Annotated in this window: 24 protein-coding genes; 23 read left to right on the plus strand and 1 reads right to left on the minus strand. The window is 46.4% G+C overall.

All coding sequences use genetic code 11. From position 1 onward, the window contains the following. Window positions 1-23: 23 nt before the first annotated feature. A complete protein-coding gene (locus tag QMD66_05990; protein MDI6822388.1) occupies window positions 24-899 on the minus strand; it encodes a methyltransferase domain-containing protein in 876 nt (291 codons plus the stop codon). Window positions 900-1,297: 398 nt separating this feature from the next. Here QMD66_05990 and rplM point away from each other — a divergent pair, with 398 nt between their 5' ends. The 23 genes from rplM (at window position 1,298) to groL (ending at window position 21,577) form a co-directional block, all read left to right on the plus strand. Next, window positions 1,298-1,732, plus strand: a complete 435-nt coding sequence (gene rplM / locus QMD66_05995) for a 50S ribosomal protein L13 (protein MDI6822389.1) — start codon at window positions 1,298-1,300, stop codon at window positions 1,730-1,732. A 48-nt stretch (window positions 1,733-1,780) separates the two neighbouring features. Continuing rightward, a complete protein-coding gene (gene rpsI, locus QMD66_06000) occupies window positions 1,781-2,224 on the plus strand; it encodes a 30S ribosomal protein S9 (protein MDI6822390.1) in 444 nt (147 codons plus the stop codon). Between the two features lie 61 nt (window positions 2,225-2,285). Next, complete coding sequence (gene glmM / locus QMD66_06005) at window positions 2,286-3,620, plus strand: phosphoglucosamine mutase (GenBank protein ID MDI6822391.1); 1,335 nt, start codon at window positions 2,286-2,288, stop codon at window positions 3,618-3,620. Window positions 3,621-3,703: 83 nt separating this feature from the next. After that, window positions 3,704-5,488 (plus strand): glutamine--fructose-6-phosphate transaminase (isomerizing), encoded by a 1,785-nt coding sequence (glmS, locus tag QMD66_06010; GenBank protein MDI6822392.1) that lies wholly within the window; start codon window positions 3,704-3,706, stop codon window positions 5,486-5,488. Between the two features lie 206 nt (window positions 5,489-5,694). Further along, entirely contained in the window at window positions 5,695-6,090 is a 396-nt protein-coding gene (locus QMD66_06015) for a holo-ACP synthase (protein MDI6822393.1), read from the plus strand. Next, window positions 6,078-7,619 (plus strand): NAD(P)H-hydrate dehydratase, encoded by a 1,542-nt coding sequence (locus QMD66_06020; GenBank protein MDI6822394.1) that lies wholly within the window; start codon window positions 6,078-6,080, stop codon window positions 7,617-7,619. The genes QMD66_06015 and QMD66_06020 overlap by 13 nt, the downstream gene beginning before the upstream one ends. A gap of 380 nt (window positions 7,620-7,999) precedes the next feature. After that, window positions 8,000-9,121, plus strand: a complete 1,122-nt coding sequence (alr, locus tag QMD66_06025) for an alanine racemase (protein MDI6822395.1) — start codon at window positions 8,000-8,002, stop codon at window positions 9,119-9,121. 247 nt (window positions 9,122-9,368) lie between these two features. Further along, a complete protein-coding gene (locus QMD66_06030) occupies window positions 9,369-9,923 on the plus strand; it encodes a BsuPI-related putative proteinase inhibitor (GenBank protein MDI6822396.1) in 555 nt (184 codons plus the stop codon). Window positions 9,924-9,941: 18 nt separating this feature from the next. Beyond that, window positions 9,942-10,469 (plus strand): NTPase, encoded by a 528-nt coding sequence (locus QMD66_06035; GenBank protein MDI6822397.1) that lies wholly within the window; start codon window positions 9,942-9,944, stop codon window positions 10,467-10,469. Between the two features lie 35 nt (window positions 10,470-10,504). After that, the gene (locus tag QMD66_06040) at window positions 10,505-11,464 is read left to right on the plus strand and encodes a P1 family peptidase (protein MDI6822398.1); all 960 of its coding nucleotides are present in this window, start codon (window positions 10,505-10,507) and stop codon (window positions 11,462-11,464) included. Beyond that, window positions 11,433-11,696, plus strand: coding sequence for a four helix bundle protein (locus QMD66_06045; GenBank protein MDI6822399.1), 264 nt, complete (start codon window positions 11,433-11,435; stop codon window positions 11,694-11,696). Before QMD66_06040 ends, QMD66_06045 begins: the two co-directional genes overlap by 32 nt. A 104-nt stretch (window positions 11,697-11,800) precedes the next feature. After that, window positions 11,801-12,517 carry an ECF transporter S component gene (locus tag QMD66_06050; protein MDI6822400.1) on the plus strand — a complete coding sequence of 239 codons (717 nt, stop codon included), beginning with the start codon at window positions 11,801-11,803 and terminating at the stop codon, window positions 12,515-12,517. A 20-nt stretch (window positions 12,518-12,537) separates the two neighbouring features. Beyond that, window positions 12,538-13,056, plus strand: coding sequence for a nitroreductase family protein (locus QMD66_06055; GenBank protein MDI6822401.1), 519 nt, complete (start codon window positions 12,538-12,540; stop codon window positions 13,054-13,056). A 354-nt stretch (window positions 13,057-13,410) separates the two neighbouring features. Further along, complete coding sequence (locus tag QMD66_06060) at window positions 13,411-13,629, plus strand: zinc ribbon domain-containing protein (protein ID MDI6822402.1); 219 nt, start codon at window positions 13,411-13,413, stop codon at window positions 13,627-13,629. A 3-nt stretch (window positions 13,630-13,632) separates the two neighbouring features. Further along, window positions 13,633-14,229, plus strand: a complete 597-nt coding sequence (locus QMD66_06065; protein ID MDI6822403.1) for a uracil-DNA glycosylase — start codon at window positions 13,633-13,635, stop codon at window positions 14,227-14,229. A gap of 94 nt (window positions 14,230-14,323) precedes the next feature. Continuing rightward, window positions 14,324-14,761, plus strand: coding sequence for a C-GCAxxG-C-C family protein (locus QMD66_06070; protein MDI6822404.1), 438 nt, complete (start codon window positions 14,324-14,326; stop codon window positions 14,759-14,761). A gap of 31 nt (window positions 14,762-14,792) precedes the next feature. Beyond that, a complete protein-coding gene (gene tsaE, locus QMD66_06075) occupies window positions 14,793-15,272 on the plus strand; it encodes a tRNA (adenosine(37)-N6)-threonylcarbamoyltransferase complex ATPase subunit type 1 TsaE (GenBank protein MDI6822405.1) in 480 nt (159 codons plus the stop codon). A gap of 103 nt (window positions 15,273-15,375) precedes the next feature. Then, complete coding sequence (gene tsaB / locus QMD66_06080; GenBank protein MDI6822406.1) at window positions 15,376-16,140, plus strand: tRNA (adenosine(37)-N6)-threonylcarbamoyltransferase complex dimerization subunit type 1 TsaB; 765 nt, start codon at window positions 15,376-15,378, stop codon at window positions 16,138-16,140. Next, a complete protein-coding gene (gene rimI, locus QMD66_06085; protein MDI6822407.1) occupies window positions 16,113-16,748 on the plus strand; it encodes a ribosomal protein S18-alanine N-acetyltransferase in 636 nt (211 codons plus the stop codon). Before tsaB ends, rimI begins: the two co-directional genes overlap by 28 nt. 85 nt (window positions 16,749-16,833) lie before the next feature. Further along, a complete protein-coding gene (gene tsaD / locus QMD66_06090; protein ID MDI6822408.1) occupies window positions 16,834-17,865 on the plus strand; it encodes a tRNA (adenosine(37)-N6)-threonylcarbamoyltransferase complex transferase subunit TsaD in 1,032 nt (343 codons plus the stop codon). 200 nt (window positions 17,866-18,065) lie between these two features. Then, complete coding sequence (gene lnt, locus QMD66_06095) at window positions 18,066-19,565, plus strand: apolipoprotein N-acyltransferase (GenBank protein ID MDI6822409.1); 1,500 nt, start codon at window positions 18,066-18,068, stop codon at window positions 19,563-19,565. Between the two features lie 88 nt (window positions 19,566-19,653). Next, window positions 19,654-19,938: a co-chaperone GroES gene (gene groES, locus QMD66_06100; GenBank protein MDI6822410.1), complete on the plus strand. Its 285-nt coding sequence runs from the start codon at window positions 19,654-19,656 to the stop codon at window positions 19,936-19,938. Window positions 19,939-19,954: 16 nt separating this feature from the next. Then, window positions 19,955-21,577 carry a chaperonin GroEL gene (gene groL / locus QMD66_06105; GenBank protein MDI6822411.1) on the plus strand — a complete coding sequence of 541 codons (1,623 nt, stop codon included), beginning with the start codon at window positions 19,955-19,957 and terminating at the stop codon, window positions 21,575-21,577. The last annotated feature ends 283 nt before the right edge of the window (window positions 21,578-21,860 follow it).

Raw genomic sequence — 21,860 nt, forward strand, 5'->3', positions numbered from 1 at the left:
TTCTGGTATTTGTCTCAGTTTGTTTATCGTACGGGAGCCATCACGCTGGGATCAACCGGTCGTGGTCGTTCATCCTTGAGTGAATAGAATTTCCAGTTCATTCCACGCTTGAAAGGAATCTTTTCTTTGGTTCTAACCGTTCGCGCTAAGCATCTGTCCTCTAAATAGAACCGAATTTCAGGGCGCTCAAATCCCGTGAATTCGCACATATCTTGGATACACAACGCTGAAGGTTGCCACCACATTCCCAGGTAGAATCGACCGAAATTGGCATAAGATTGTTTGTCGTCATCGACCGCATTCGACTCGATGAGTAAGACGCCCCCGGGTTTGAGCAAATTCCGTATTATCAGCAGTCCAACCAGCATATCGCTTAAATGGTATAGAACTCCACTCAACAGCACGAGGTCTAAACTGCTGGCTTCGATGTGCTCTTGTAGGTTATATAATGATGCTTGTATCGTTTTGACATTTAAGCATTTGAATACCTCACATAGAAATTCGCACTGGTGAATGTGCTCAGGTATTTCGTCGATGGCGTAGATAACTTTAGGATCGCGAGCGGCCATGAGCAAAGTCAGTCCACCGGTGAAGCAGCCCACGTCGGCTAGGGATAAACCATCGAATGACCGTGGCCACCACTCCCATTGATCCAAGAGTCCGGCGATACCCAAATATGCATTCCCCAGAATGCCTTGCTTTTGAAATACTCCAAAGTCTATAGTATGTCCCCAGCCATATTGAGCAACAGCCCCAAGTTCGTCGGCTCTTGCCTGGATCGCTCCGACTTGCTCTGGTGGCAAATCTTCTGGAAGACGATATGGCCACTCCGCCATCGCTGGGAATCCAGCATACTTGGAGGTTTTCCTCAAGTATCGAGTGAGTTTTGCGAAGAACATTAAAGCTACCTCCTTAAGACACTGCAAATTGCCTCCTCCCTAACATATTGCCTAACAGCGAGGAGATAATCAATTATTTGGGATTGAAAAGTTTTCTGGGCAGTGAATTTTTCTCTATTTCATTCTAAAATTCCTTGTATATTTCGTTAATTTTGTCAAAATTCTACGTGCTTTTCGGTTTCTTGGAGTGGACCTATCCTTTTAATCAAGCGGTAGTCAACTACGGAATGTGAGACGCAGCCTACAGGCACTTGCTTCCTTGACATAGGTTATAATTTATTGTTAGTATAATTGTCGCTTTTGAAATTGAAGCCTTAAGCTTCATTTTAAATTCTCTATCATCTCACGGATTAATAGACAATTGGCACATTAAATGCCATTTCTTTTGGGTGAAAACAATGAAAACGTACATGACAAAACCTTCAGAGGTAACCAGAGAATGGTGGCTTGTTGATGCCAAGGATGTTCCCCTTGGTCGATTGGCGAGTCAGGTGGCCAAGTTACTGCGGGGCAAGCATAAGACCATTTTTACTCCCCATATTGATACGGGAGATTTTGTCATCGTCATCAATGCCGAGAAGGTGAAACTTACGGGGAAAAAGTCTGAAAAAAAGATATATTACCATCATACGGGGTATATTGGGGGACTTAAAGCAACCGATTATGGTACTCTGCTGAAGGAAAAGCCGACATTTGTAATCAAGGAAGCGGTGAGGAGAATGCTCCCCCACAATCGTCTGGGTCGGGCGATGCTTAAGAAATTGAAGGTATACGCGGGCTCCGATCATCTGCATCACGCCCAGAAGCCGAAACCCATCCAGCTCTTGCTTTAAGAGCGGAAGTTGAGATATCCCAGATGGATTTGAGGAGGAACAATTTCTATGGCTAAAAAGAGTGAAGCGGTAGCTAAAAAAGGCGAGACTGCGGCAAAGAAAAGTGAAGCTGTATATTACGGCACGGGAAGGAGAAAGGAATCCGTAGCTCGGGTGCGGTTGGTCCCCGGCAAGGGGGAATTTGATATCGGTGGCAAGGGTCTTGAAGAATATTTTGGAAATAAGATTCTATGCACTTTCGTCAGGCAGCCATTGGAGTTAACGGGAACCTTGAATAAGCTCAATGTCGTAGCCAAGCTTGAAGGGGGAGGGATATCCGGTCAGGCCGGAGCCCTACGCCATGGCATTTCTCGCGCTTTGGTTGAATTTGATGAAAGTCTCCGAGATGAGCTCAAAAAAGCTGGATTCCTAACCAGAGATCCGCGCATGAAGGAACGGAGGAAATACGGTTTAAAAAAGGCTCGTAAAGCTCCCCAATTCTCCAAGCGATAAACCTCAAAATGGCAGTCCCAAAGGGCTGCCATCCTCTTTTTTGAATTTAAAGGAGGTTCCTTTGGGTAGACTTTTTGGTACCGATGGTGTCCGGGGCATAGCCAATGAAGATCTCTCTCCTGAGTTAGCTTTTAAATTGGGGGAGGTGGGAGCATCCTTCCTGACTCCAAGGGGGAAAAAAGGGAAAATTGTGGTGGGGAAGGATACGCGAATCTCTTGTGATCTTCTTGAGAGTGCACTCATCTCTGGAATTTGCTGTAGCGGAGCCGATGCTATGAAGGTGGGAGTGATACCCACTCCCGCCATCGCCTTCCTAACTAGATTTCTTGGAGCAAACGCTGGTGTGGTTATTTCCGCCTCTCATAATCCCGTGGAATATAATGGGATAAAATTTTTTGATGCAGATGGGTTCAAGCTTTCCGAGGAGATGGAGAATCAGATCGAAGCTCTAATAAAATCTGGTTCGAAATCGAGACCAAAGGCGGCTGGGATTGGAACGATTACTCAAATTGATGACGCGATCGAGCATTATGTGAATTACGCCGTAAACACGATCCCAGGTGCATTGGAGGGGTTTAAGGTTGCCTTGGACTGTGCAAATGGGTCCACTCATCAAACTTCCCCTCTGATCCTGCATGAGCTTGGGGCAAGGGTTTTGACCTTCGGTGCGAGTCCGAACGGACTCAACATCAATTTAAATTGTGGTTCCACCTATCCTCAGTATGTTCAAGAAATCGTGAGATCCCATAATGTGGATTTGGGATTGGCCCACGATGGCGATGGGGATAGAGTAATTGCGGTAGACGAAACGGGGGATATGATTGACGGTGATTTCATCATGGCCATCTGCGCCATTCACCTCAAAAAGCTGGGCGAGTTGCCAAATAATACCGTTGTCACCACCATTATGACAAACATGGGTTTTGATCTTGCCATGGGGGGACATGGGATCAAGGTGATCAAAACCAAGGTTGGAGATCGCTATGTTTTGGAGGAGATGCTTGCAAATAAGATATCTTTGGGCGGTGAACAATCGGGACACATAATATTCTTAGACCTTAACACAACCGGCGATGGCGTCGTCACCGCTTTACAACTCATGGCTGTGATGAGGGATACGGGCAAGAGGCTTTCCGAATTGAAGAAGGTAATGACTCGATTCCCCCAGGTGCTCTTGAACGTCCATGTGGCTCGCAAGGAAAATTTGAACAAGTCGGAACGGATAAAGAGGGCGATCAAAGCAGCCGAAGAGAGTTCTAAGCGTAAAGGGAGGGTTTTGGTCCGTGCTTCGGGCACTGAACCCATGGTAAGGGTCATGGTGGAGAGCGAAGATGAGGGGGAAGCAAACTCCATCGCCCACGAAATCGCAGCCGTAATAGAGAAAGAACTCGCGTAAAGGCAGTCGATAGACGATAGCGTATAGTCGATATTCCGTAAATGAAAAATTTAAAATTCTGGAATTTGAGGGTGGAGGTTTGTATGTGCGGAATAGCAGGTTACATTGGAGGAAGAAATGTATCGGATGTCCTTTTTAATATGCTCAAACGCTTAGAATATAGAGGTTACGATTCTGCAGGCGTAGCCATTGTCGATAAGGAAGGATTGTTCGTGGCGAAGAACAAGGGTAGGGTCGAGGGGATTGAAGGGGAGATGTTAAGGACTTGTGACCGAACGAAAATTCACTCCAGCCTGGGCATGGGGCACTGTCGTTGGGCAACGCATGGTGTGCCCTCTAAGAAGAACGCACATCCGCACACGGATTGCAAAGGGAAATTTGTAGTCGTTCATAACGGAATAATCGAAAACTATAAAGATCTGAAACAAGAATTAATAGGGAAAGGTCATAAATTTGAATCAGAAACCGATACAGAGGTAATTCCGCATCTAATCGAAGAATTCTACACTGGTGATTTTGAAGCTGCATTTATAGAAGCCATCAAGAAACTAAAGGGTAGTTTCGCCATTGCTGCCATCACACCAACTGAAGCAGATAAAATCCTTATGACAAGAAAGGAAAGCCCACTCATCGTCGGTTTAGGGAAAAATGAAAATTTTGTGGCATCTGATATTCCAGCTGTTCTTCCAGAAACTAAAAGGGTCATAATTCTCCAAGATTTTGATTATGGAATTATTAGGGAGAATTCCGTGGTAATTAAGGATCTAAAAACCGGAGCCCAGGTGGAAAGAGAAACGCAGATCGTAGAATGGGACATCAGGGAAGCAGAAAAGGCGGGTTATGAGCATTTCATGCTAAAAGAAATTTTTGAGGAACCCTATGCCGCTAAAAACGCATTAAAAGGAGTTAAGGAAATAAAAGAAGTTGCGAAAAAGTTAGCCCATTTTAAAAGAATATACTTTGTCGCATGTGGTACCGCAGCTTATGCAGGCTTGGTAGGAAAATATCTCTTGGAAAGATTTGGAATATCCTCTGAGGCGGTAATGGCATCAGAGTTTAGATATTCTACAGCAAATACCTTATATGAAGATTGTGCGGTAATCGCTATTTCTCAGTCAGGTGAAACGGCGGACACCATTGCGTGTGCAAGAGAGGCCAAGAGAAGAAATTCGCGCGTGGTGAGCGTAGTAAATGTTGTTGGTTCCACTTTGACAAGACTATCGGATGATAATGTCTACATATATGCGGGACCTGAAATTGCTGTTGCATCCACAAAAGCTTACATTGGGCAATTGGTTTCACTCACTCTATTGAGTTTATTCCTCGCCAAGGAGAGGGGTAAAATCAATGACGAATCTGTGGAAGAAATTTTAAGCGATTTAAAGGAAATCCCCGATAAGATCGGTCAAATCTTGAGTGATGAAAGAGAAATCAGGAAATTGGCAGAGAATCTTGCAGACAAGAACATATTCTTCTACATCGGTCGGCGCCTTAACTATCCCACCGCGTTAGAAGGTGCACTAAAGATTAAAGAGATCAGTTACGTGCATGCAGAAGCATACCCCGCTGGTGAATTAAAGCACGGACCTCTTGCTCTTTTGGAGGAAGGTGTTCCAGTCGTTGCTATCTCGCCAAATGATGATCTCGCTTCAAAGATGGAGAGCAATATTGAAGAGGCAAAAGCCAGAAATGCTACTGTTTTATTGGTTTCGGAAGGCGGTGATTTAAATATCCCAGCTGTTAATCCATTACTTTCCCCCATCTTGTGCATAGTCCCTTTACACTTGTTTGCTTATTATATTTCAGTTTCTAAGGGGATCGATCCCGATCGACCTCGGAATCTAGCGAAAAGCGTCACCGTTGAATAACGTAGGAAGTGAACGAGTGGAGAAGTGAGAGATTCTAAGCTGTGGGTTACGAATTTCGACATAAAAAATCCTTGCCAGCTCAGAAGCTCGGAAGCTGTGAAGCTGAGCTACTGAGCTCCGGAGCTTCTGGACTATAGAGGAAGAATCGATTTTAGAGCATTATTACATTGCTAAGCAGCCAAATTGACCTGAGGTTCCAGAGAAATATGGTGAAGGGAATCGGTGTGGATATCGTGGAAATTCACCGCATGGGAAGGGTCATCCAAAAATATCCCCGTCTTCTATCCAGACTGTTTACCCTCCAGGAACAGGAATATTGCCAGAGTCGGTTAAGACCCCACCTTCATTTTGCAGCGCGTTTCGCAGCCAAAGAAGCTGTTCTGAAGGCTTTGGGAACGGGTCTTAGGGGGATAAAGTGGACGGATCTTGAAGTCTGTCGAGATTCTTTTGGGAAGCCCTTCGTTCGATTGAAAGGGAAGGCAGCTTCAATAGCCGAAGAAAAGGGAGTTTCAGATATCCTCATCAGCCTTTCCTTTAGCCAGGAAAGTGCCATTGCCTTTGCTCTCGCCATGGGTGGGGGTGAGGATACTTGTACATCGTAACTGGCGAAGAGATGCAGCAGATTGAGGAGGAAGCCATCCGAAAACTGGCGATATCCACTCGTATCCTCATGGAAAAAGCTGGGGAGGCGGTGGCCAGGGAAGTTTTGAAAATGGTTTCCCAACGAGGGAAGGTCATTGTTGTTTGTGGCAGGGGAAATAATGGGGGCGATGGATTCGTAGCCGCTCGCTTTCTTCATGAAGCTGGCGTGAAGGTCATAGTCTTTGGGTTAGCTTCCCGTGAAGAACTCGCCGAGGATGCATCCGATGCCTTCCGATCTTTAAACGCTCTTTCCATCCTATATGAAGTTTTGGATTCTAATACCTTGAGCCATTTTGAAGCCTCCTTAAGTCAAGCCGATTTACTCATAGATGCCATCTTTGGTATAGGTCTCAAGGGAGCGGTGAAGGGATTCACAAGTGAAGTAATAGAGATAATCAACCGAACTGCCCGCTCGGTCATCTCCGTGGATGTTCCCTCCGGTTTAGAAGTTAATAGTGGGCACGTTCATGGGGAATGTGTGGTTGCGGATAAGACCGTTACTTTCACTTGCCCCAAGGTGGGATTGGTGATATATCCGGGAGCAAATTTTGTTGGCGATCTGCAAGTGGTCGATCTCGGAATACCTTTAGAAATTGTCAAAGGGGTGAGCACGACCACCCTTCCCTCCATCGGGGAGATAAAGGATTTTCTTCCCAGCAGGGAGGTCGATGTCCACAAGAAGGAGTGTGGCCGAGTCTTAGTTATCGCTGGCTCGCTGGGGATGACTGGAGCAGCGATTTTGACAAGCTTATCGGCTTTGAGATCCGGGGCAGGTGTTGTAACTCTGGGGATACCACAAAGCTTAAATCCCATTTTTGAGCAGAAGCTTACGGAGGTTATGACGATACCTCTTCCCGAAACGCCTCACGGAAGCCTCGATGTAGGAGCTTTTGATAAGATTAATGAGCTTTTAAAGGCCTTTGATGTTTTGGTCATGGGACCGGGTTTGTCCTTAAATGAGAGTACGGTTCATCTGGTGCGTAAGCTCGTTGCAAGTGCATCATGTCCTTTGGTTTTGGACGCCGATGGATTAAATGCCCTCGTCGACGCGACTGAGATACTTGCAAAACGCTCGACTCCCACAATCATTACTCCTCATCCGGGAGAACTTGCCCGATTATTTAAAACTACTGCCGACGAAGTGCAGAGTGACCGATTGGGGTTTGCCAAGCGCGCTGCCACTTTGTGGAATGTTGTAGTGGTTCTCAAGGGAGCACGCTCCATCGTCAGTTGTGAGGAGAAATCCACGATTGTTCCCACGGGAAATCCGGGTATGGCCACCGCGGGCACCGGAGATGTACTCACCGGACTGATTGGTGGTTTTCTCTCCCAGGAAATGATCTCCTATAATGCTGCCGTTTTGGCGACTTACATCCACGGTTTAGCAGGGGATTTAGCGGCCGAGGATGTCACTCCGTATTGTCTAATCGCTTCCGATTTGATAGATTATTTGCCCAAAGCCATCAAATTGGTAGTAGGCAGTATGTAGTTGCAATGTCTATGCACATTGGTAACACTTATTATTGTGTCCAACAAAAATATGAGCTTAATCTCGATATAATTACTATACATGGGTCATAAATCTAAAACCAGGAGCTTCAAATTCAAAATTTAAAACTCAAAATGAAAATGACAATGTAAAATTCAAAATTAAAGTCCTATGTCCGACTTAAAATATTTTTGGATTTTGATCTGTAATTTTGATTTTTGATCTTTGATTTTTACATTTTCCTATGGTTTAGAATAGAGAACACTTAAGAATTGCGACCCAGCTCAATTACTATACATGGTCATAATTTCACAATTTGCTGCATGATTATCCAAAGATGGGTGGACTAGAGGCTTCCGAGTGCAAATGTAGAGGTGAAAATGGGGTACAGGCGTCCGGTCTGGGTGGAAATAAATCTAAAGGCAATTGGCGAGAACATCAAGATTCTAAAGACCCTCATTGGATCGAAAACCATGTTTATGGCCGTGGTCAAAGCCGATGGGTATGGTCATGGAGCTGTGAAGGTCGCTCAGGTGGCGTTGGAAAGTGGAGTACAACGGCTTGGTGTGGCATTAGTCGAGGAAGGATTGGAGTTACGCAAGGCAGGCATAAAAGCCCTCATCCATATCTTAAGTGAAATTCCACCATCTGCTGGTGAAATTGCCGTGAAATATGATCTCATTCCCACTATCTGCTCCAGGGAGATAGCGGAGGAACTTTCCTCGAAAGCCCGAGAGGCTGATAAAAAAGTTAAAGTTCATGTAAAGGTAGATACTGGCATGAATCGCCTTGGTCTTTTCCCGCATCAGATACCTCAATTCCTTGAGTTTCTCAAAACTCTACCATATCTTGAAGTTGAGGGTATATTTACTCACTTCGCGATGGCCGATCAGGTGCAAAATGAATATACGAAGCTACAGTTGGAGAGATTCATGAACCTTCTGTCCGATCTGAGAAAAAGGGGCTTCAATATCCCCATAAAGCATGCGGCAAATAGTGCGGCTACCATACTTTTCCCCGAGACTCACCTGGATATGGTCAGGATGGGAATAGCCATGTACGGTTTGCACCCCTCCCCAGCCACGCGGGAAAAGATCAATCTAGCCCCAGCTTTGCAGTTTAAAGCCCTTGTTTCCCTCGTTAAACCTCTTTCGGCTGGAGAAGGTGTGAGCTATGGGCTCACATATCGTGCAAAGAAGAAGACAACCCTCGCTGTTCTTCCTCTAGGATATGGGGATGGATATACCAGACTTTTATCCAATAAGAGCCATGTGCTAATAAAAGGTCTGAGGGCACCCGTGGTCGGCAATATCTGCATGGATCAACTCATGGTCGATGTGGGACATATCCCCGAGGTAAGACCAGGAATCGAGGCAACGCTCATCGGTGAGCAGGGGGGCGATCAAATATCAGCGGATGAACTCGCGAATATCCTGGGAACCATCAATTATGAGATCGTGTGCATGATAGGCAAAAGGGTGCCAAGGATCTATATTGCCTAAAAACTTTTGGTATGGGACTAAATTGCGCAATGGTTTGCAAGTTAACTGTACTTTGGTAAAATTTTTACGGCCATCGACAATGGACTATCGATAGATCATCATTTTTGGATTTTACTTTGCCATTTTGCATTTTTAGTTTTACATTTTACATTTGCTATGGAAGATGCAGTATTTGTGCAGATAAAAAGTTATCTAGGGAAATTTACCAAACTTAAAGTAAGTTAATATGTGGTTTGGGGAGGAGAAGATGGGATTTCCAAAATCCGGCCTCACTTTCTTAAGAGAAAAAATTTATCCTTGGAAAACGCTGCTCATTTTGCTCATTTGGTCCCTCTTTGTCCTCGTCGTACTTATTCTATTGAGGATGATGGGCACCTATAGCAGGCATGAGGATCCCTTCAAATACAAAAAGAGTATAAAAGCCCATGGGCTCCAATTCACCATCGCTCTTCCCAAAAAGGAATATAAGGTGGGGGAAAAGATATCCATGCACTTCATCGTCAAAAATGTGAGAGAATCCGCCGAAACTTTTGTTTTCATGTCCGGGCAGGAGTTTGACATCCTCATAGAATCTTTGGAGAAGAAAGAAATCTGGAAATGGTCTGCCGACAAATTTTTCACCAAGGTTTTGAGCAAGAAAACATTAAAACCCGACGAAGAGGAGCTTTATCACGCAACCTGGCTTCAGAAGGATTACGATGGGCAACAAGTTCCAACCGGGGATTATATAATAATGGCAAAGTTAACTGCTGTGGGTTATGAGAAGGTCTCGGTCCAGACGACAATCCGAATAATCCCATAAAATAATGGGAGGACTATCTTGAACATTTTGATAACCGGTTCGCCCGGGGTGGGTAAAACGACCCTCATAAAACGGGTACTCAAAGAACTTCGGTGCGATGCCGGTGGTTTTTACACCGAAGAAATGAGGGAAGGCGGTATAAGGAAGGGTTTTAAGATTATCACTTTGGATGGGAAAGAGGGAGTCCTTGCTCACGTGGGGATAAAAAGTCTATTTCGAGTTAGTAAGTATGGAGTTGATGTGAACGAATTTGAGAGGGTGGGTGTTTCGGCTTTAGAAGATGCGATTCGAGGGGGGAAGGTCATAGTGATAGACGAGATTGGGAAGATGGAGCTCTTCTCTCAGAGGTTTAAAGGAGCTGTAAAGGCCGCGCTCGATGCCCCCAGTCTTGTCCTGGCTACAATGGGGAAGATTTCTAGCCCATGGGTCAGGGAAATTAAAGGGCGGGAGGATGTATGTCTGCTGGAGGTCACCTTCAAAAATAGGGTGAGTATGGTCGCCGAGATTACCGATTTGATCCTAAGCCAAGGAGAATCCGATGCATGAGGGATTTTAAGTCGATTTGAAGGGAAGAATATTTCGTGATTACTTCGGTTTCCGGGATAAAGGTGGGACATTATACAGATATCGAGGCCATAACGGGTTGCACCGTGATCTTATGCCCCGAGGGGACCGTTGCTGGTGTTGAGGTTCGAGGAGGTGCGCCCGGCACGAGGGAGACCGATTTACTCGCTCCCATGAATTTGGTCTCCGAGGTGCACGCCATCCTGCTTACCGGGGGAAGTGCCTTTGGTTTGGGAGCCGCCGATGGTGTGATGAGGTATCTTGAGGGAAAGGGGATCGGTTTTGAAACGGGTTTTGGAAAGGTGCCCATCGTTCCGACATCGGTGATCTTCGATTTGAACGTTGGAGATCCATCGGTAAGACCGGATTCCGAGACCGGTTATCAAGCTTGTTTGGATGCTTCGACGATGGTTGAAGAAGGCAGTGTTGGTGTGGGGACGGGTGCAAGCATCGGTAAAATATTGGGATCGAAATCTTGGATGAAGGGGGGGATAGGTACAGCCAGTTGCAACTTATATGATCAAATAGTGGTAGGGGCACTCGTTGTTGTCAATGCCTTTGGGGATGTTCTCGCCGAGAATGGTGGGATTCTTGCTGGGGCTCGTTCCCCTAAAGGAGGATATTTGAATACGGCTGAGTTCATGAAAAGTCACCCCATCCCCAAAGCCTTCGGAAGACCATGTCTGCCGACAGGCAGGAATACCACTTTAGCTGTGGTCGCCACCAATGTGGAGATGTCCAAGGAGGAGGTGAATAGGTTAGCTCGAATGGCTCACAATGGATTAGCTCGAGCCATCAATCCGGTTCATACGATGTACGACGGTGATATTATCTTTGCTCTTGCTACTGGGGAAATTGAAGCTGAGAAGGATGGCATTGGAGTAGTAGCGGCTGAGGTGGTTTCCACGAGCATAAGACGTGCGGTGAGGAATGCAAAATCCATAGCTGGAATTCCCGCCCTACAAGACAGTCAATAGTCATAATCTAGCAAAGAAAATCCTCAAAATAAGCAGAATGTTTCCAGTGACCGAGGATGCAAGAATCGTCAAGCAGCAATTGATTCGAGCGGCAATTTCTATTCCTGCGAATATAGCGGAGGGATATGGAGGAAACAAAGGGCAAGCATTCAAGAATTATCTCATGCTAACGAGTATGATTAATGCATTGGAGGCAAAGCAAGCCAAGGTCGAAAAGGAACCAATCTTTTGACTCTTGACTAACTCGCGAAGCGAGTGATTGACTAGCCCTTATGGGCGATTGACTGATCCGAAGTCTGGTATCCATAGCGAACTGGAACGGAGGAGGTAATAACCATGAAAATTGAAACACGTGATATTGCAGTCGTAGGGACACTGGGTGCCCTAACGGCTGTTTTGGGTGCGACCGTGGGTTTTGTTCCCGTACCCACACCCGCTGGAGCTGCGACTTTGATGCACATTCCCGCGATCATCGCCGGAATCGTTGAGGGTCCGATAATAGGTGGATTGGTCGGTTTCATCTTTGGACTCTTCAGCTGGACTAGGGCAACCATACCTTTCTTTAAGGATCCTCTTATAGCATTTGTCCCCCGAATCTTAATTGGTGTGGTCGCCGCATACACATTTATGGCCGTGAGAAGCAAAAGGCTCGCTCCGCTTTTTGGGGTTATCGTTGGACTGGTCTGTCTTTCGGGAATGTTTTACGGTCTTTCGTATTTGACAAAGGCGAATAAATCCACTTTGGGCAATCCCTCAATCATTTCAATCTTTAAGGTATTGATTGCTTTAATATCCTTGGGTATTGCTTATTCCATTTACAGAGCGATCAAGGCAAGGCGATTGGCGACTGCGGTGGCAGCCATCACCGGAACTTTAACGAACACCGTGGGCGTACTCAGTCTCATCGTCTTAAGATTTGGGAAGGAATTTCCTCCGGAAGCAGCCTATATGGTTGGGGTAACTCATGGTATTCCAGAAATTATAATGGCGGTAATCATAGTAGTTCCCATCGTGTTAGCTCTGAATCGGGCGTTGAAAAAAGAGGTTGAATAATTTGTAAGGGGGCAGGCAAAATGGAGGTCTATGAAGCCATCTACGGTAGAAAAAGCGTTAGAGATTTCGATAGGGTTAAAGACGTACCTCCGGATTTAGTCATGAAGCTTTTGAAGGCAGCCTGCCAGGCTCCCTCGGCGGGAAATCTTCAACCCTGGAGATTTTGGGTCATTCGTGATCAGAAACTCAAAGGTAGATTGGCGGAAGCTGCTTTTCATCAATCCTTTGTGGCTGAAGCCCCCATCCTGATCGTGGTCTGTGCCGATCTGAGGGTGGCTTCAAGTGGCTATGGAACTCGGGGCACTGCACTATATGCTATCCAAGATACCGCCGCCGCAATCGAGAATCTACTTCTTGCCGCTCATGTCGAGGGACTTGGAGCCTGTTGGGTGGGTGCCTTTGATGAGAGAAGGGCAATTCAAGCAATGGAGCTGCCAGCGCACATAAGACCCTTAGCTTTGATTCCCATAGGTTATCCCGCTTATGTGGGTACTAAACCTCAAAAGCGAGACCCCTTGGAAGTCACTGAGTTCAAATAATCTGGTTGTTTCCCTAAGCATAAATAGACCTCTAAGAGCCATCCTTACAGGCGCTAGCTGCTGCGAGCCTACTCGCTGCTCTCTTAAGGGCGAACGCCCTCCATAAGTTCGGGTCGGGCCGTTGCCGCCGCTGTTCGAGTCTTGCTCGCTTAACGGTTCTCTTAAGATGCGCCTTCCAGGACACTCTTATCGAATTATTAAGCGTGAATTATGTCTAGGCTATAATCTGGTTCTAAAATTGCTCGAGTTTCTTAAAGTTGGTAAAATCATAACGGTTGACCGTTATCGTTCAGCGTGCATCCTATTTTAATAACTGTGAACCGTGAACGATGAACCGTGAACGGGGGTTTTAAAATGCCCATTTACGAATATAAGTGTCTTTCTTGTGACAATGAGTTTGAGGTTTTGGTCGGTATGGGGGTAAAGGATAGCACTCGATGCCCTCGTTGTAAGTCTAAAAACTTGAGGAAGCTCTTCTCAACCTTCGGTTTTAGCTCGGGGGAAAGAAAGGTTTTCACCTCTTCCTGTAGCACTTGCAATGCACCCAGCTGCGAGGGATGTAAAGGAGGATAAGATTTGCCCGAGACCCTTCAACAGTTCTACGAGAAAATAAAGGATTGCCAAAGGTGTGCTCTGGGCAACACTCGTACCAATCTCGTCTTTGGGGTAGGTAATGAAAATGCGGATTTGATGTTCGTGGGCGAGGCACCGGGTTATTACGAAGATTTACAGGGAGAGCCCTTCGTTGGTGCAGCCGGTCAACTCCTCGATAGACTCCTCGCTTCCATAGGATTGAAAAGGGAGCAGGTGTACATCGGAAATGTCTTAAAATGTCGTCCTCCTCAAAATCGAGACCCTTTACCGGAGGAAATAGGAACTTGCACCCCCTATTTGTTCAAACAGATAGAAATCATAAAACCGAAAGTGGTATGTACTTTGGGAAATTTTGCTACGCGGGTAATCTTGGGGAAAAGTGTCTCCATGTCTAAAGTTCATGGACGAATATTCAAAGGGAAAGGTCACTATATATTTCCCATATATCACCCGGCAGCGGCTCTCCATATGCGGACGAATTTATCGGCGCTAGAAGAAGATTTTCTCAAATTAAAGGAGCTTTTGGCCAAGGGTGTGGAACCCCCTCCGGCTGAACCGGAGCAAATGGGACTATTTTAGCGTGATGTACGATACACGATTCAGTTAAAATCGCCCATTTTCGAATCGTGTATCTTTTCTTTTGATGGATTACAACCTTTGGACTGTAACTGAGATGTCGAATGCTGAGAAGGCTAGGTTATTAGCGGAGAAAAATTTTCGTAGCGGATTTAATTGCGCAGAATCAGTCTTAGTCACATTCTGCCAGCTAACTGGTCGTCCCATCGATGAGGTTCTCCCTTTAACTACAGGCTTTGGAGGTGGCATAGGCAGATCGGGTTGCTTATGTGGAGCTTTGGCTGGAGCCATTATCGCCATTGGTTTGCTCCATGGACGACGATCCCCAAAGAGTGATAAACATCCAGCTTATGACCACGCCTCTAAGCTTCACAAGAGATTTGTGACCAAGTTTGGGAGTACCTGTTGCAGAGTTCTCAATAAGATGGATTTCAAAAGCGAGGAACACGTGAAGCGTTGCGCCAATATCATCTCGGAGACGGCTGGACTTTTGTTCGAAGAACTAGGTTGTAAGATTCATTTGAGCGCAATATAGCTTCACGAAAACTCTTAAAGGGGTCTCTTCCTTGCCGCACAGCACATTTAAGGTTGTAACCCATTCTCCAGAGGAGACTAAGGAACTGGCGAGAAGGCTTGCCTCCCTTCTTCATGCTGGCGATGTTATCAGTCTAACCGGGGATCTAGGGGCGGGGAAAACCTGTTTTACCCAGGGTCTGGGCGAGGCCTTGGGAATCAAGAGGAGAATTACCAGCCCCACCTTTAATCTCATTAAAGAGTATAAAAATACTCTACCTTTATACCATTTTGATCTTTACCGCCTGGATTCACCCTTGGAAATGCTAGACCTCGGATACGAGGAATATTTCTTTGGCGATGGGATAACGGTGATCGAGTGGGGGGATAAGGTAGTTTCCCTTCTTCCATCCAATTATTTAGAAATATCATTTAAACGGCTTTTGGACGAGAACGTTAGAGAGCTACGAATTTTTCCCCATGGTCCTCGCTGGGAAAAGGCGATTAAAGAGTGGATAAAACCAGAAGAGTGAGGAAGTGGTTTCAGTTGGCTGGTTGGCTCGTTTGTTAGTTGGTTGGAAATCAAGCAAAGGGCAAACTAGCAAACTTAGAATTGAGCTGCAGGGGGAGAAGAACATGCTAGCATTAGCTTTCGATACGGCTACCGATGCTTGCACGGTGGCCATAGGAACTGAAGATAAGCTTTACGGTGAGCTCACCATGTATGCCCCGCGTGCACACATGGAACGGCTCATTCCCATGGTGGACTATCTCCTTAAGCAGAGCGACTTTTCCATTGGTGACATCCGAGGACTAACCGTTGGATTGGGACCGGGCTCTTTTACGGGGGTGAGAATTGGGGTCACTACGGCCAAGATTCTTGCTCAGGCATTAAACCTACCTCTTGTGGGTATCTCGACATTGGACTGTTTAGCCTACCCCTTTACCTTTGGGGAGGAGCTAGTTTGCGTCGTTTTGGACGCCAAGCGGGGTGAAGTTTACAGCGCAATTTATAGGTGTTTGGGTGGCAAGTTTGACCTCATTACTCCCTATCAAGTTATGTCCCCATGGGATTTATGTGCGAAATTGAAAGAATATAAGCAAAGGGTAGTCTTGGTGGGAGATGCACTATATCCCTACGGAGACCTGCTCAAAAATTCCTTAGGTTCCTCGGTGGATTTTGCTCCGCCGTGGCTTTGGTTCCCCAAGGCGTCGAATCTCATTGCTCTTGCTATGGATAAGCTTCTTGGGGGAGAGGGTAAAGAGATTTTCCAGGTAGTTCCCATTTATGTTCGTTTATCGGAAGCTGAGGGGAAGGTGGGACGAGCCCCGACGTGTCGGGGCCGGGCAGGCAGGGAAGGAAAGTTTTCCCCATGGAAACCATTGAAATCTCCAGAATGACTTATATCGATCTTGAAAGCGTATGCGAGATTGAAAGGACCGTGTTTCCTAGACCTTGGACTCGATCCATGTTTGAGCATGACCTTGCTCGATCGGGTTACACTTTCTATGTTGTGGCAAGGATTCTGAGTCCATCTACTGATACCCGCGCCCCCGCCAGCCGAGTGGGGCGAGGCGTCCTGAAGCACTGGCGAGCGAGCCTACAGGCCGGACGGGCAGGGAGAATAGTGGGATACGGCGGGATGTTACGCGTCGGGGGTGAGGGACGCATTTCAACACTTGCGGTGGATCCAGCCTATCGGAATCGTGGCATAGCGAAAGCTTTGATGCTCACCATGGCCAAATGGGCTATAAAGAGTGGGATTCAGTGGTTGACCCTGGAGGTAAGGAGGTCGAATCTCGTCGCTCAAAATCTTTATAAAAAATTCGGTTTTTATAAGGTGGCGGTAAGAAAGGGTTATTACTCGGACAACAATGAGGATGCAATAGTCATGTGGACCGGAGATATCACTTCTCCTAACTATAAAAAGCTGCTGGAAAAAACGGGGCGAAGCCTAAATATTAATATAATTGAGAGAATTGAAGGTCTCGTAGAAACAGACCTTTAGGTCTGTTAGTTAGCGTAACAGGTCTAAAGACCTGTTTGTACAGTTCTATCATTATCCATGTCCATGACTAGGGATGGTGAAGAGATTGACTGAGAGGCTCATACTGGCCATAGAAACATCGTGTGATGAAACAGCTGGGGCTATAATCGCCGGCGGAAAGATAATTCTGTCAAATATTGTCTCCTCTCAGGTGGATTTTCATCGAAAGTTCGGTGGCGTCGTTCCGGAAATCGCCTCAAGAAAGCATGTGGAACTGATCAATCCGGTTATTGCCGAGGCTTGCTCCCAGGCGCGTGTAGCTTTGAAGGATTTGACCGCCTTAGCCGTCACTTTGGGCCCGGGGCTAATGGGGGCTTTGTTGGTAGGACTCGCCGCGGCCAAAAGTCTCTCTTATGCCACCGGTCTGCCCCTCATAGGCGTGAACCATCTAGAGGGACATATCTATGCCAATTTTTTGGAACACACGGATCTTAAACCTCCCTTCATTTCCCTTGTGGTCTCGGGGGGACACACCTGCCTCATCTATATGGAGGATCACGGAAAATACGAACTTTTGGGCGAAACTTTGGACGATGCCGCGGGAGAAGCCTTCGATAAGATAGCAGGATTCTTAAAGCTTGGTTATCCGGGAGGTCCCATCATCGACGATTTGTCAAAGCGGGGTGACCCCCGGGCAATCAAATTCCCACGAGCGATGCTAAAAACGGAAGATTACGATTTTAGCCTGAGCGGTCTTAAAACAGCGGTTTTAAACCACGTCACCCGCCTTAAGGAGCGAGGGGAGGAAATATCCCTCCCCAACCTCTGTGCCAGTTTTCAAGCGGCCATAATTGATGTTCAGATACATAAAACCTTAAGAGCGGCGAAGGAACGAGGTGTTGATAAAGTTGTCCTCGGTGGCGGAGTTGCGGCAAATAGCTCTCTGCGCGAAAGATTCAGACAAGAGATGGAGAAAGTGGGAATGAGGCTCTTCTATCCTTCAATTCCTTTGTGCACGGACAATGCAGCAATGATCGCCTGCGCGGGATATTACCGATGGTTAAAAGGGGAAAGAATTTCTCTCGATGCCAATGTAGATCCGAATCTTCCCCTTTGTGGAGTTAAAATGAACTATTAGCGAGCCAGGTTACATCATAGACATTCAGGGAGGGGTAAGTGTTAAGAAAGTGTCGGAGCCTCGCCTATGAAAAGTTCTTAAGCATGGTGTTAACCCATCTTGTTAATAATACAATTTTAGCCCATGACTCATGACCCTTGACTTATAACTCGTTTTTCTGTGAATAATGTGGATAACTTTAGTAATAGAAGGTTAGCGCCATGTACATAAAGCACCTTCTCTTCGCTGCCATCACTGGATTTCTGCTGGTACTTTCCTTCCCCAATTTCAACTACAAAGCGCTGGTCTGGGTCGGTCTTTTGCCACTACTCATAGCCATCCATGAAGTTTCGCCAAAGTTTGGCAGGCGGGCTTTTTTCCTCGGTTTGATCTCCGGTATCATCTTTTTCGGTGGTCTAACTTACTGGATGCTTCAATTAAGTAGGTGGGTGGGTATATTTGCTCTTATCGCCTGGATATCTTTAGCCTTGTTCGAGGCCCTTTTCATTGCCTGTTTTTCTTTTGGAGTTCAAACTCTTAAACACTCAAGTCCCTGGGCGCGTTTATTCACCATTCCAGCCTTGTGGGTGGCTTTAGAATATCTGCGATCCATGGGAGTTTGGGGATTTTCTTGGGGTGTCCTTGGCTACAGCCAACAGACCAACCCTCTCCTCATTCAAATGGCGAGGATAACTGGTGTCTATGGCATATCTTATGTGATTTTGATGATAAATGTGCTTTTATTAGAGATTTATTTTTATTTAATTGGCAACAAATCGACCATTCAGCGAGCGCTTCTGAAAAGGGTATGTGTGGTTGCCACGATCTTAATCTTTGTCCTAATGTGGGGTTTTTATTCACTCAAATCAGGTATCTCTAAGGACAGGAGTCTCAAAGTATCTGCGGTACAGGCCAGCATCCCTCAGGAAGAAAAATGGAGTTTCGAGGGGAAAGAGGATATCGAAACGATTCATACCAATCTCACCTTGGAAGCAGGGAGAGGGAATCCTGATCTAATTATCTGGCCCGAAACGGCTGTTCCTGGATATCTCCTTGAGGAAGGATATTTCTTTGGTGAGATCAAGGACATCGCACGTCGATTGAAATGCTATCTATTGATCGGAAGCCTTCACCTTGAGGACGCGAAGCAATATAATTCCGCATTCTTAATTTCTCCATTGGGGGAAGTCGTTGGGAGATACGACAAATTACACCTGGTACCCTTTGGCGAGTATATCCCCTTAAGACCCATTTTTTCACGGATAAAGACCATAGCCGGTCTGGGAAAGGATGTAGATCCCGGGAGGGAATTTACCGTCTTCACCATCGATAAGGGCAAATTCAGCGTGGTCATATGTTTCGAATCCGCCAATCCCATGCTCTGTCGGAGGATGGTCACAAGAGGAGCGCAGTTGCTCATAACCATAACCAACGATGCCTGGTTCGGAAGAACGGCCGCTGCTGAGCAGCATGTACAGATAACAGCTTTGAGAGCGGTGGAAAATGGGATATATGCTATTCAGGCTGCGAATACAGGTGTATCTGCAATCATCGATCCTCATGGGTGTATCTTTAAGAGGACCGCTCTTTTTGACAGGCGAATCCTCGCCTGTAAGGGATACTTCACTGAGGGCAGTACATTTTACCTGCGCTATGGTGACCTTTTTGCTTTACTATGTCTCCTGGTGGGAAGTGGAGCGTTTTTAAAAAAATGTTGTTGAATTAATTTTTTTGATGTTGTAAGATATCGATTGAAAAATTAGCACTCTCATGCGAAGACTGCTAAAATTCTATAAAGGAGGCGAGATTATGGAGTTAAAACCTTTAGGAAATCGTGTGGTAGTAAAACCTTCTGAAAAGGAAGAGAGGACGAAAAGCGGAATTGTTCTTCCGGATACCGCAAAGGAAAAGCCCCAAGAGGGCAAAGTAATAGCCGTTGGACCCGGTGAGTACAAGGAAGGCAAGCGGGTGCCGATGGAAGTCAAAGTTGGAGATAAGGTAATTTATTCCAAGTATGGCGGAACTGAGGTTAAAATCGAGGGCGAGGAATACCTCATCTTGCGTGAAGATGATATCCTAGCTATCGTTAAATAATGGGAGGTGAATGTTTATGCCAAAAATTTTGGAGTTCGATGAGAAGGCGAGAAGGGCTCTCGAAGAAGGGGCAAATAAGCTGGCAGATACAGTAAAGGTGACTTTGGGTCCTAAGGGACGAAATGTTGTTTTGGATAAGAAGTTCGGTACGCCCACCATCACCCACGATGGAGTAACGGTTGCTAAGGAAATCGACCTGGAAGACGTGTATGAAAATATGGGCGCCCAGCTCATTAAGGAAGTGGCAACCAAGACTCAGGATGTGGCGGGCGATGGAACCACCACGGCTTGTGTCCTGGCTCAAGCCATGATTCGAGAGGGTTTGAGAAATGTTGCCGCTGGGGCAAATCCCATGCTCTTAAAGAGAGGCATTGAAAAGGCGGTGGACACAGCCGTCGAGCAAATAGAGAAATTGAGTAAACCCATCAAGACCAGGGATGAAATCGCTTCCGTTGCAGCAATTTCCGCTGCTGACCAAGAAATCGGCGATCTGGTAGCGGATGCCATGGAGAAAGTGGGCAAAGATGGTGTAATAACCGTTGAAGAATCGCAAACCATAGGAACCCAGCTCGATATCGTGGAGGGTCTACAATTCGACAAGGGATATATCTCTCCATATATGGTCACCGATTCCGAGCGAATGGAAGCTGTCCTCGAAGAGCCCTATATTCTCATCGTCAATCAGAAGATTGCACCCGTCTCCGATATCATTCCCGTTCTGGAGAAAGTGATGAAAACTGGTAAACCTCTACTCATCATCGCCGAGGATGTGGAGGGTGAAGCCCTGGCTACCTTGGTGGTGAACAAGATTCGAGGGACCTTTCAGAGTGTGGCCGTAAAGGCTCCCGGTTTCGGCGATAGAAGAAAAGCCATGCTTCAGGATATCGCCATTGTTACTGGCGGTCAGGTAATCACTGAGGAACTTGGATTGAAGCTTGAAAATACCACTCTGGATATGCTCGGAAGAGCCGCCAAGATCAAGGTAACAAAGGATGATACCACAATCGTCGAGGGGAAGGGTAATCCCGAAGCCATAAAGGGTCGCATCAATCAAATAAGGGCGGAAATCGAGAAGAGTGATTCCGAATACGATAGGGAGAAGCTGCAGGAACGCTTGGCCAAACTCGCCGGTGGAGTCGCCGTAATCAAAGTCGGTGCCGCCACTGAAACCGAGCTCAAGGAGAAGAAACACCGCATCGAGGATGCTCTATCCGCAACTAAGGCTGCGGTTGAAGAGGGAATCGTAGCCGGTGGAGGAGTGGTGCTCATAAACACCATCCCCGCTCTCCAGAAGATGGATAAGAAGGGTTTGTCAAAGGATGGGATCACCGGGATTGAAATTGTCCAGCGTGCCTTGGAGGAGCCCATGCGCCAGCTTGCAGCCAACGCTGGTTTTGAGGGCTCAATTGTGGTGGAGAAGACCAAGTCCTTACCAAAGGGACAAGGTCTCAATGTGATGACCGGAGAATATACCGACATGAATAAGGCTGGGATCATCGATCCGGCAAAGGTAACGCGTTGCGCTCTTCAGAACGCTGCAAGCATCGCGGCTATGGTCCTCACCACGGAGGCCTTGGTTGCAGAAAAGCCCGAGGAAGAGAAAGCTGCTGCGGGTATGCCCCCCGGGGGCATGATGTAAGAACTCGCGGGTTTTTGAAGGGGGTCAGTTTCCTGAGGGGGACAGTCCCCCTTCAAAGCAATTACCTCCACCATTTTATAATCCATTCCCATAAAATCTTCTAAAATTTGTGTCCCATGGAAGGAAATCCCCACGGAGACGAGAATCAAAAATCTTGACACCATTTCTTTTAGGGTGCTAAGATAAATTAATTTTAAATCCTGATACAAAGGTAAAGAGTAAGGTGGCGGAAGTTCAAAGCGGATTAAACACCCAGGACTTGACCTAGAAATTTAGGTTAAAA

The sequence above is a fragment of the Actinomycetota bacterium genome (genome assembly GCA_030018275.1).
Lineage (GTDB): Bacteria > Actinomycetota > Aquicultoria > Subteraquimicrobiales > Subteraquimicrobiaceae > Subteraquimicrobium.

Coding starts and splice junctions, on each gene's coding strand:
- QMD66_05990 (MDI6822388.1), bottom strand. CDS start 899: ATGTTCTTCGCAAAACTCACTCGATACTTGAGGAAAACCTCCAAGTAT.
- QMD66_06030 (MDI6822396.1), top strand. CDS start 9,369: ATGGGATTTCCAAAATCCGGCCTCACTTTCTTAAGAGAAAAAATTTAT.
- QMD66_06070 (MDI6822404.1), top strand. CDS start 14,324: ATGTCGAATGCTGAGAAGGCTAGGTTATTAGCGGAGAAAAATTTTCGT.
- glmS (MDI6822392.1), top strand. CDS start 3,704: ATGTGCGGAATAGCAGGTTACATTGGAGGAAGAAATGTATCGGATGTC.
- groES (MDI6822410.1), top strand. CDS start 19,654: ATGGAGTTAAAACCTTTAGGAAATCGTGTGGTAGTAAAACCTTCTGAA.
- alr (MDI6822395.1), top strand. CDS start 8,000: ATGGGGTACAGGCGTCCGGTCTGGGTGGAAATAAATCTAAAGGCAATT.
- QMD66_06050 (MDI6822400.1), top strand. CDS start 11,801: ATGAAAATTGAAACACGTGATATTGCAGTCGTAGGGACACTGGGTGCC.
- lnt (MDI6822409.1), top strand. CDS start 18,066: ATGTACATAAAGCACCTTCTCTTCGCTGCCATCACTGGATTTCTGCTG.
- QMD66_06055 (MDI6822401.1), top strand. CDS start 12,538: ATGGAGGTCTATGAAGCCATCTACGGTAGAAAAAGCGTTAGAGATTTC.
- QMD66_06015 (MDI6822393.1), top strand. CDS start 5,695: ATGGTGAAGGGAATCGGTGTGGATATCGTGGAAATTCACCGCATGGGA.
- QMD66_06060 (MDI6822402.1), top strand. CDS start 13,411: ATGCCCATTTACGAATATAAGTGTCTTTCTTGTGACAATGAGTTTGAG.
- rplM (MDI6822389.1), top strand. CDS start 1,298: ATGAAAACGTACATGACAAAACCTTCAGAGGTAACCAGAGAATGGTGG.
- rimI (MDI6822407.1), top strand. CDS start 16,113: ATGGAAACCATTGAAATCTCCAGAATGACTTATATCGATCTTGAAAGC.
- tsaB (MDI6822406.1), top strand. CDS start 15,376: ATGCTAGCATTAGCTTTCGATACGGCTACCGATGCTTGCACGGTGGCC.
- rpsI (MDI6822390.1), top strand. CDS start 1,781: ATGGCTAAAAAGAGTGAAGCGGTAGCTAAAAAAGGCGAGACTGCGGCA.
- groL (MDI6822411.1), top strand. CDS start 19,955: ATGCCAAAAATTTTGGAGTTCGATGAGAAGGCGAGAAGGGCTCTCGAA.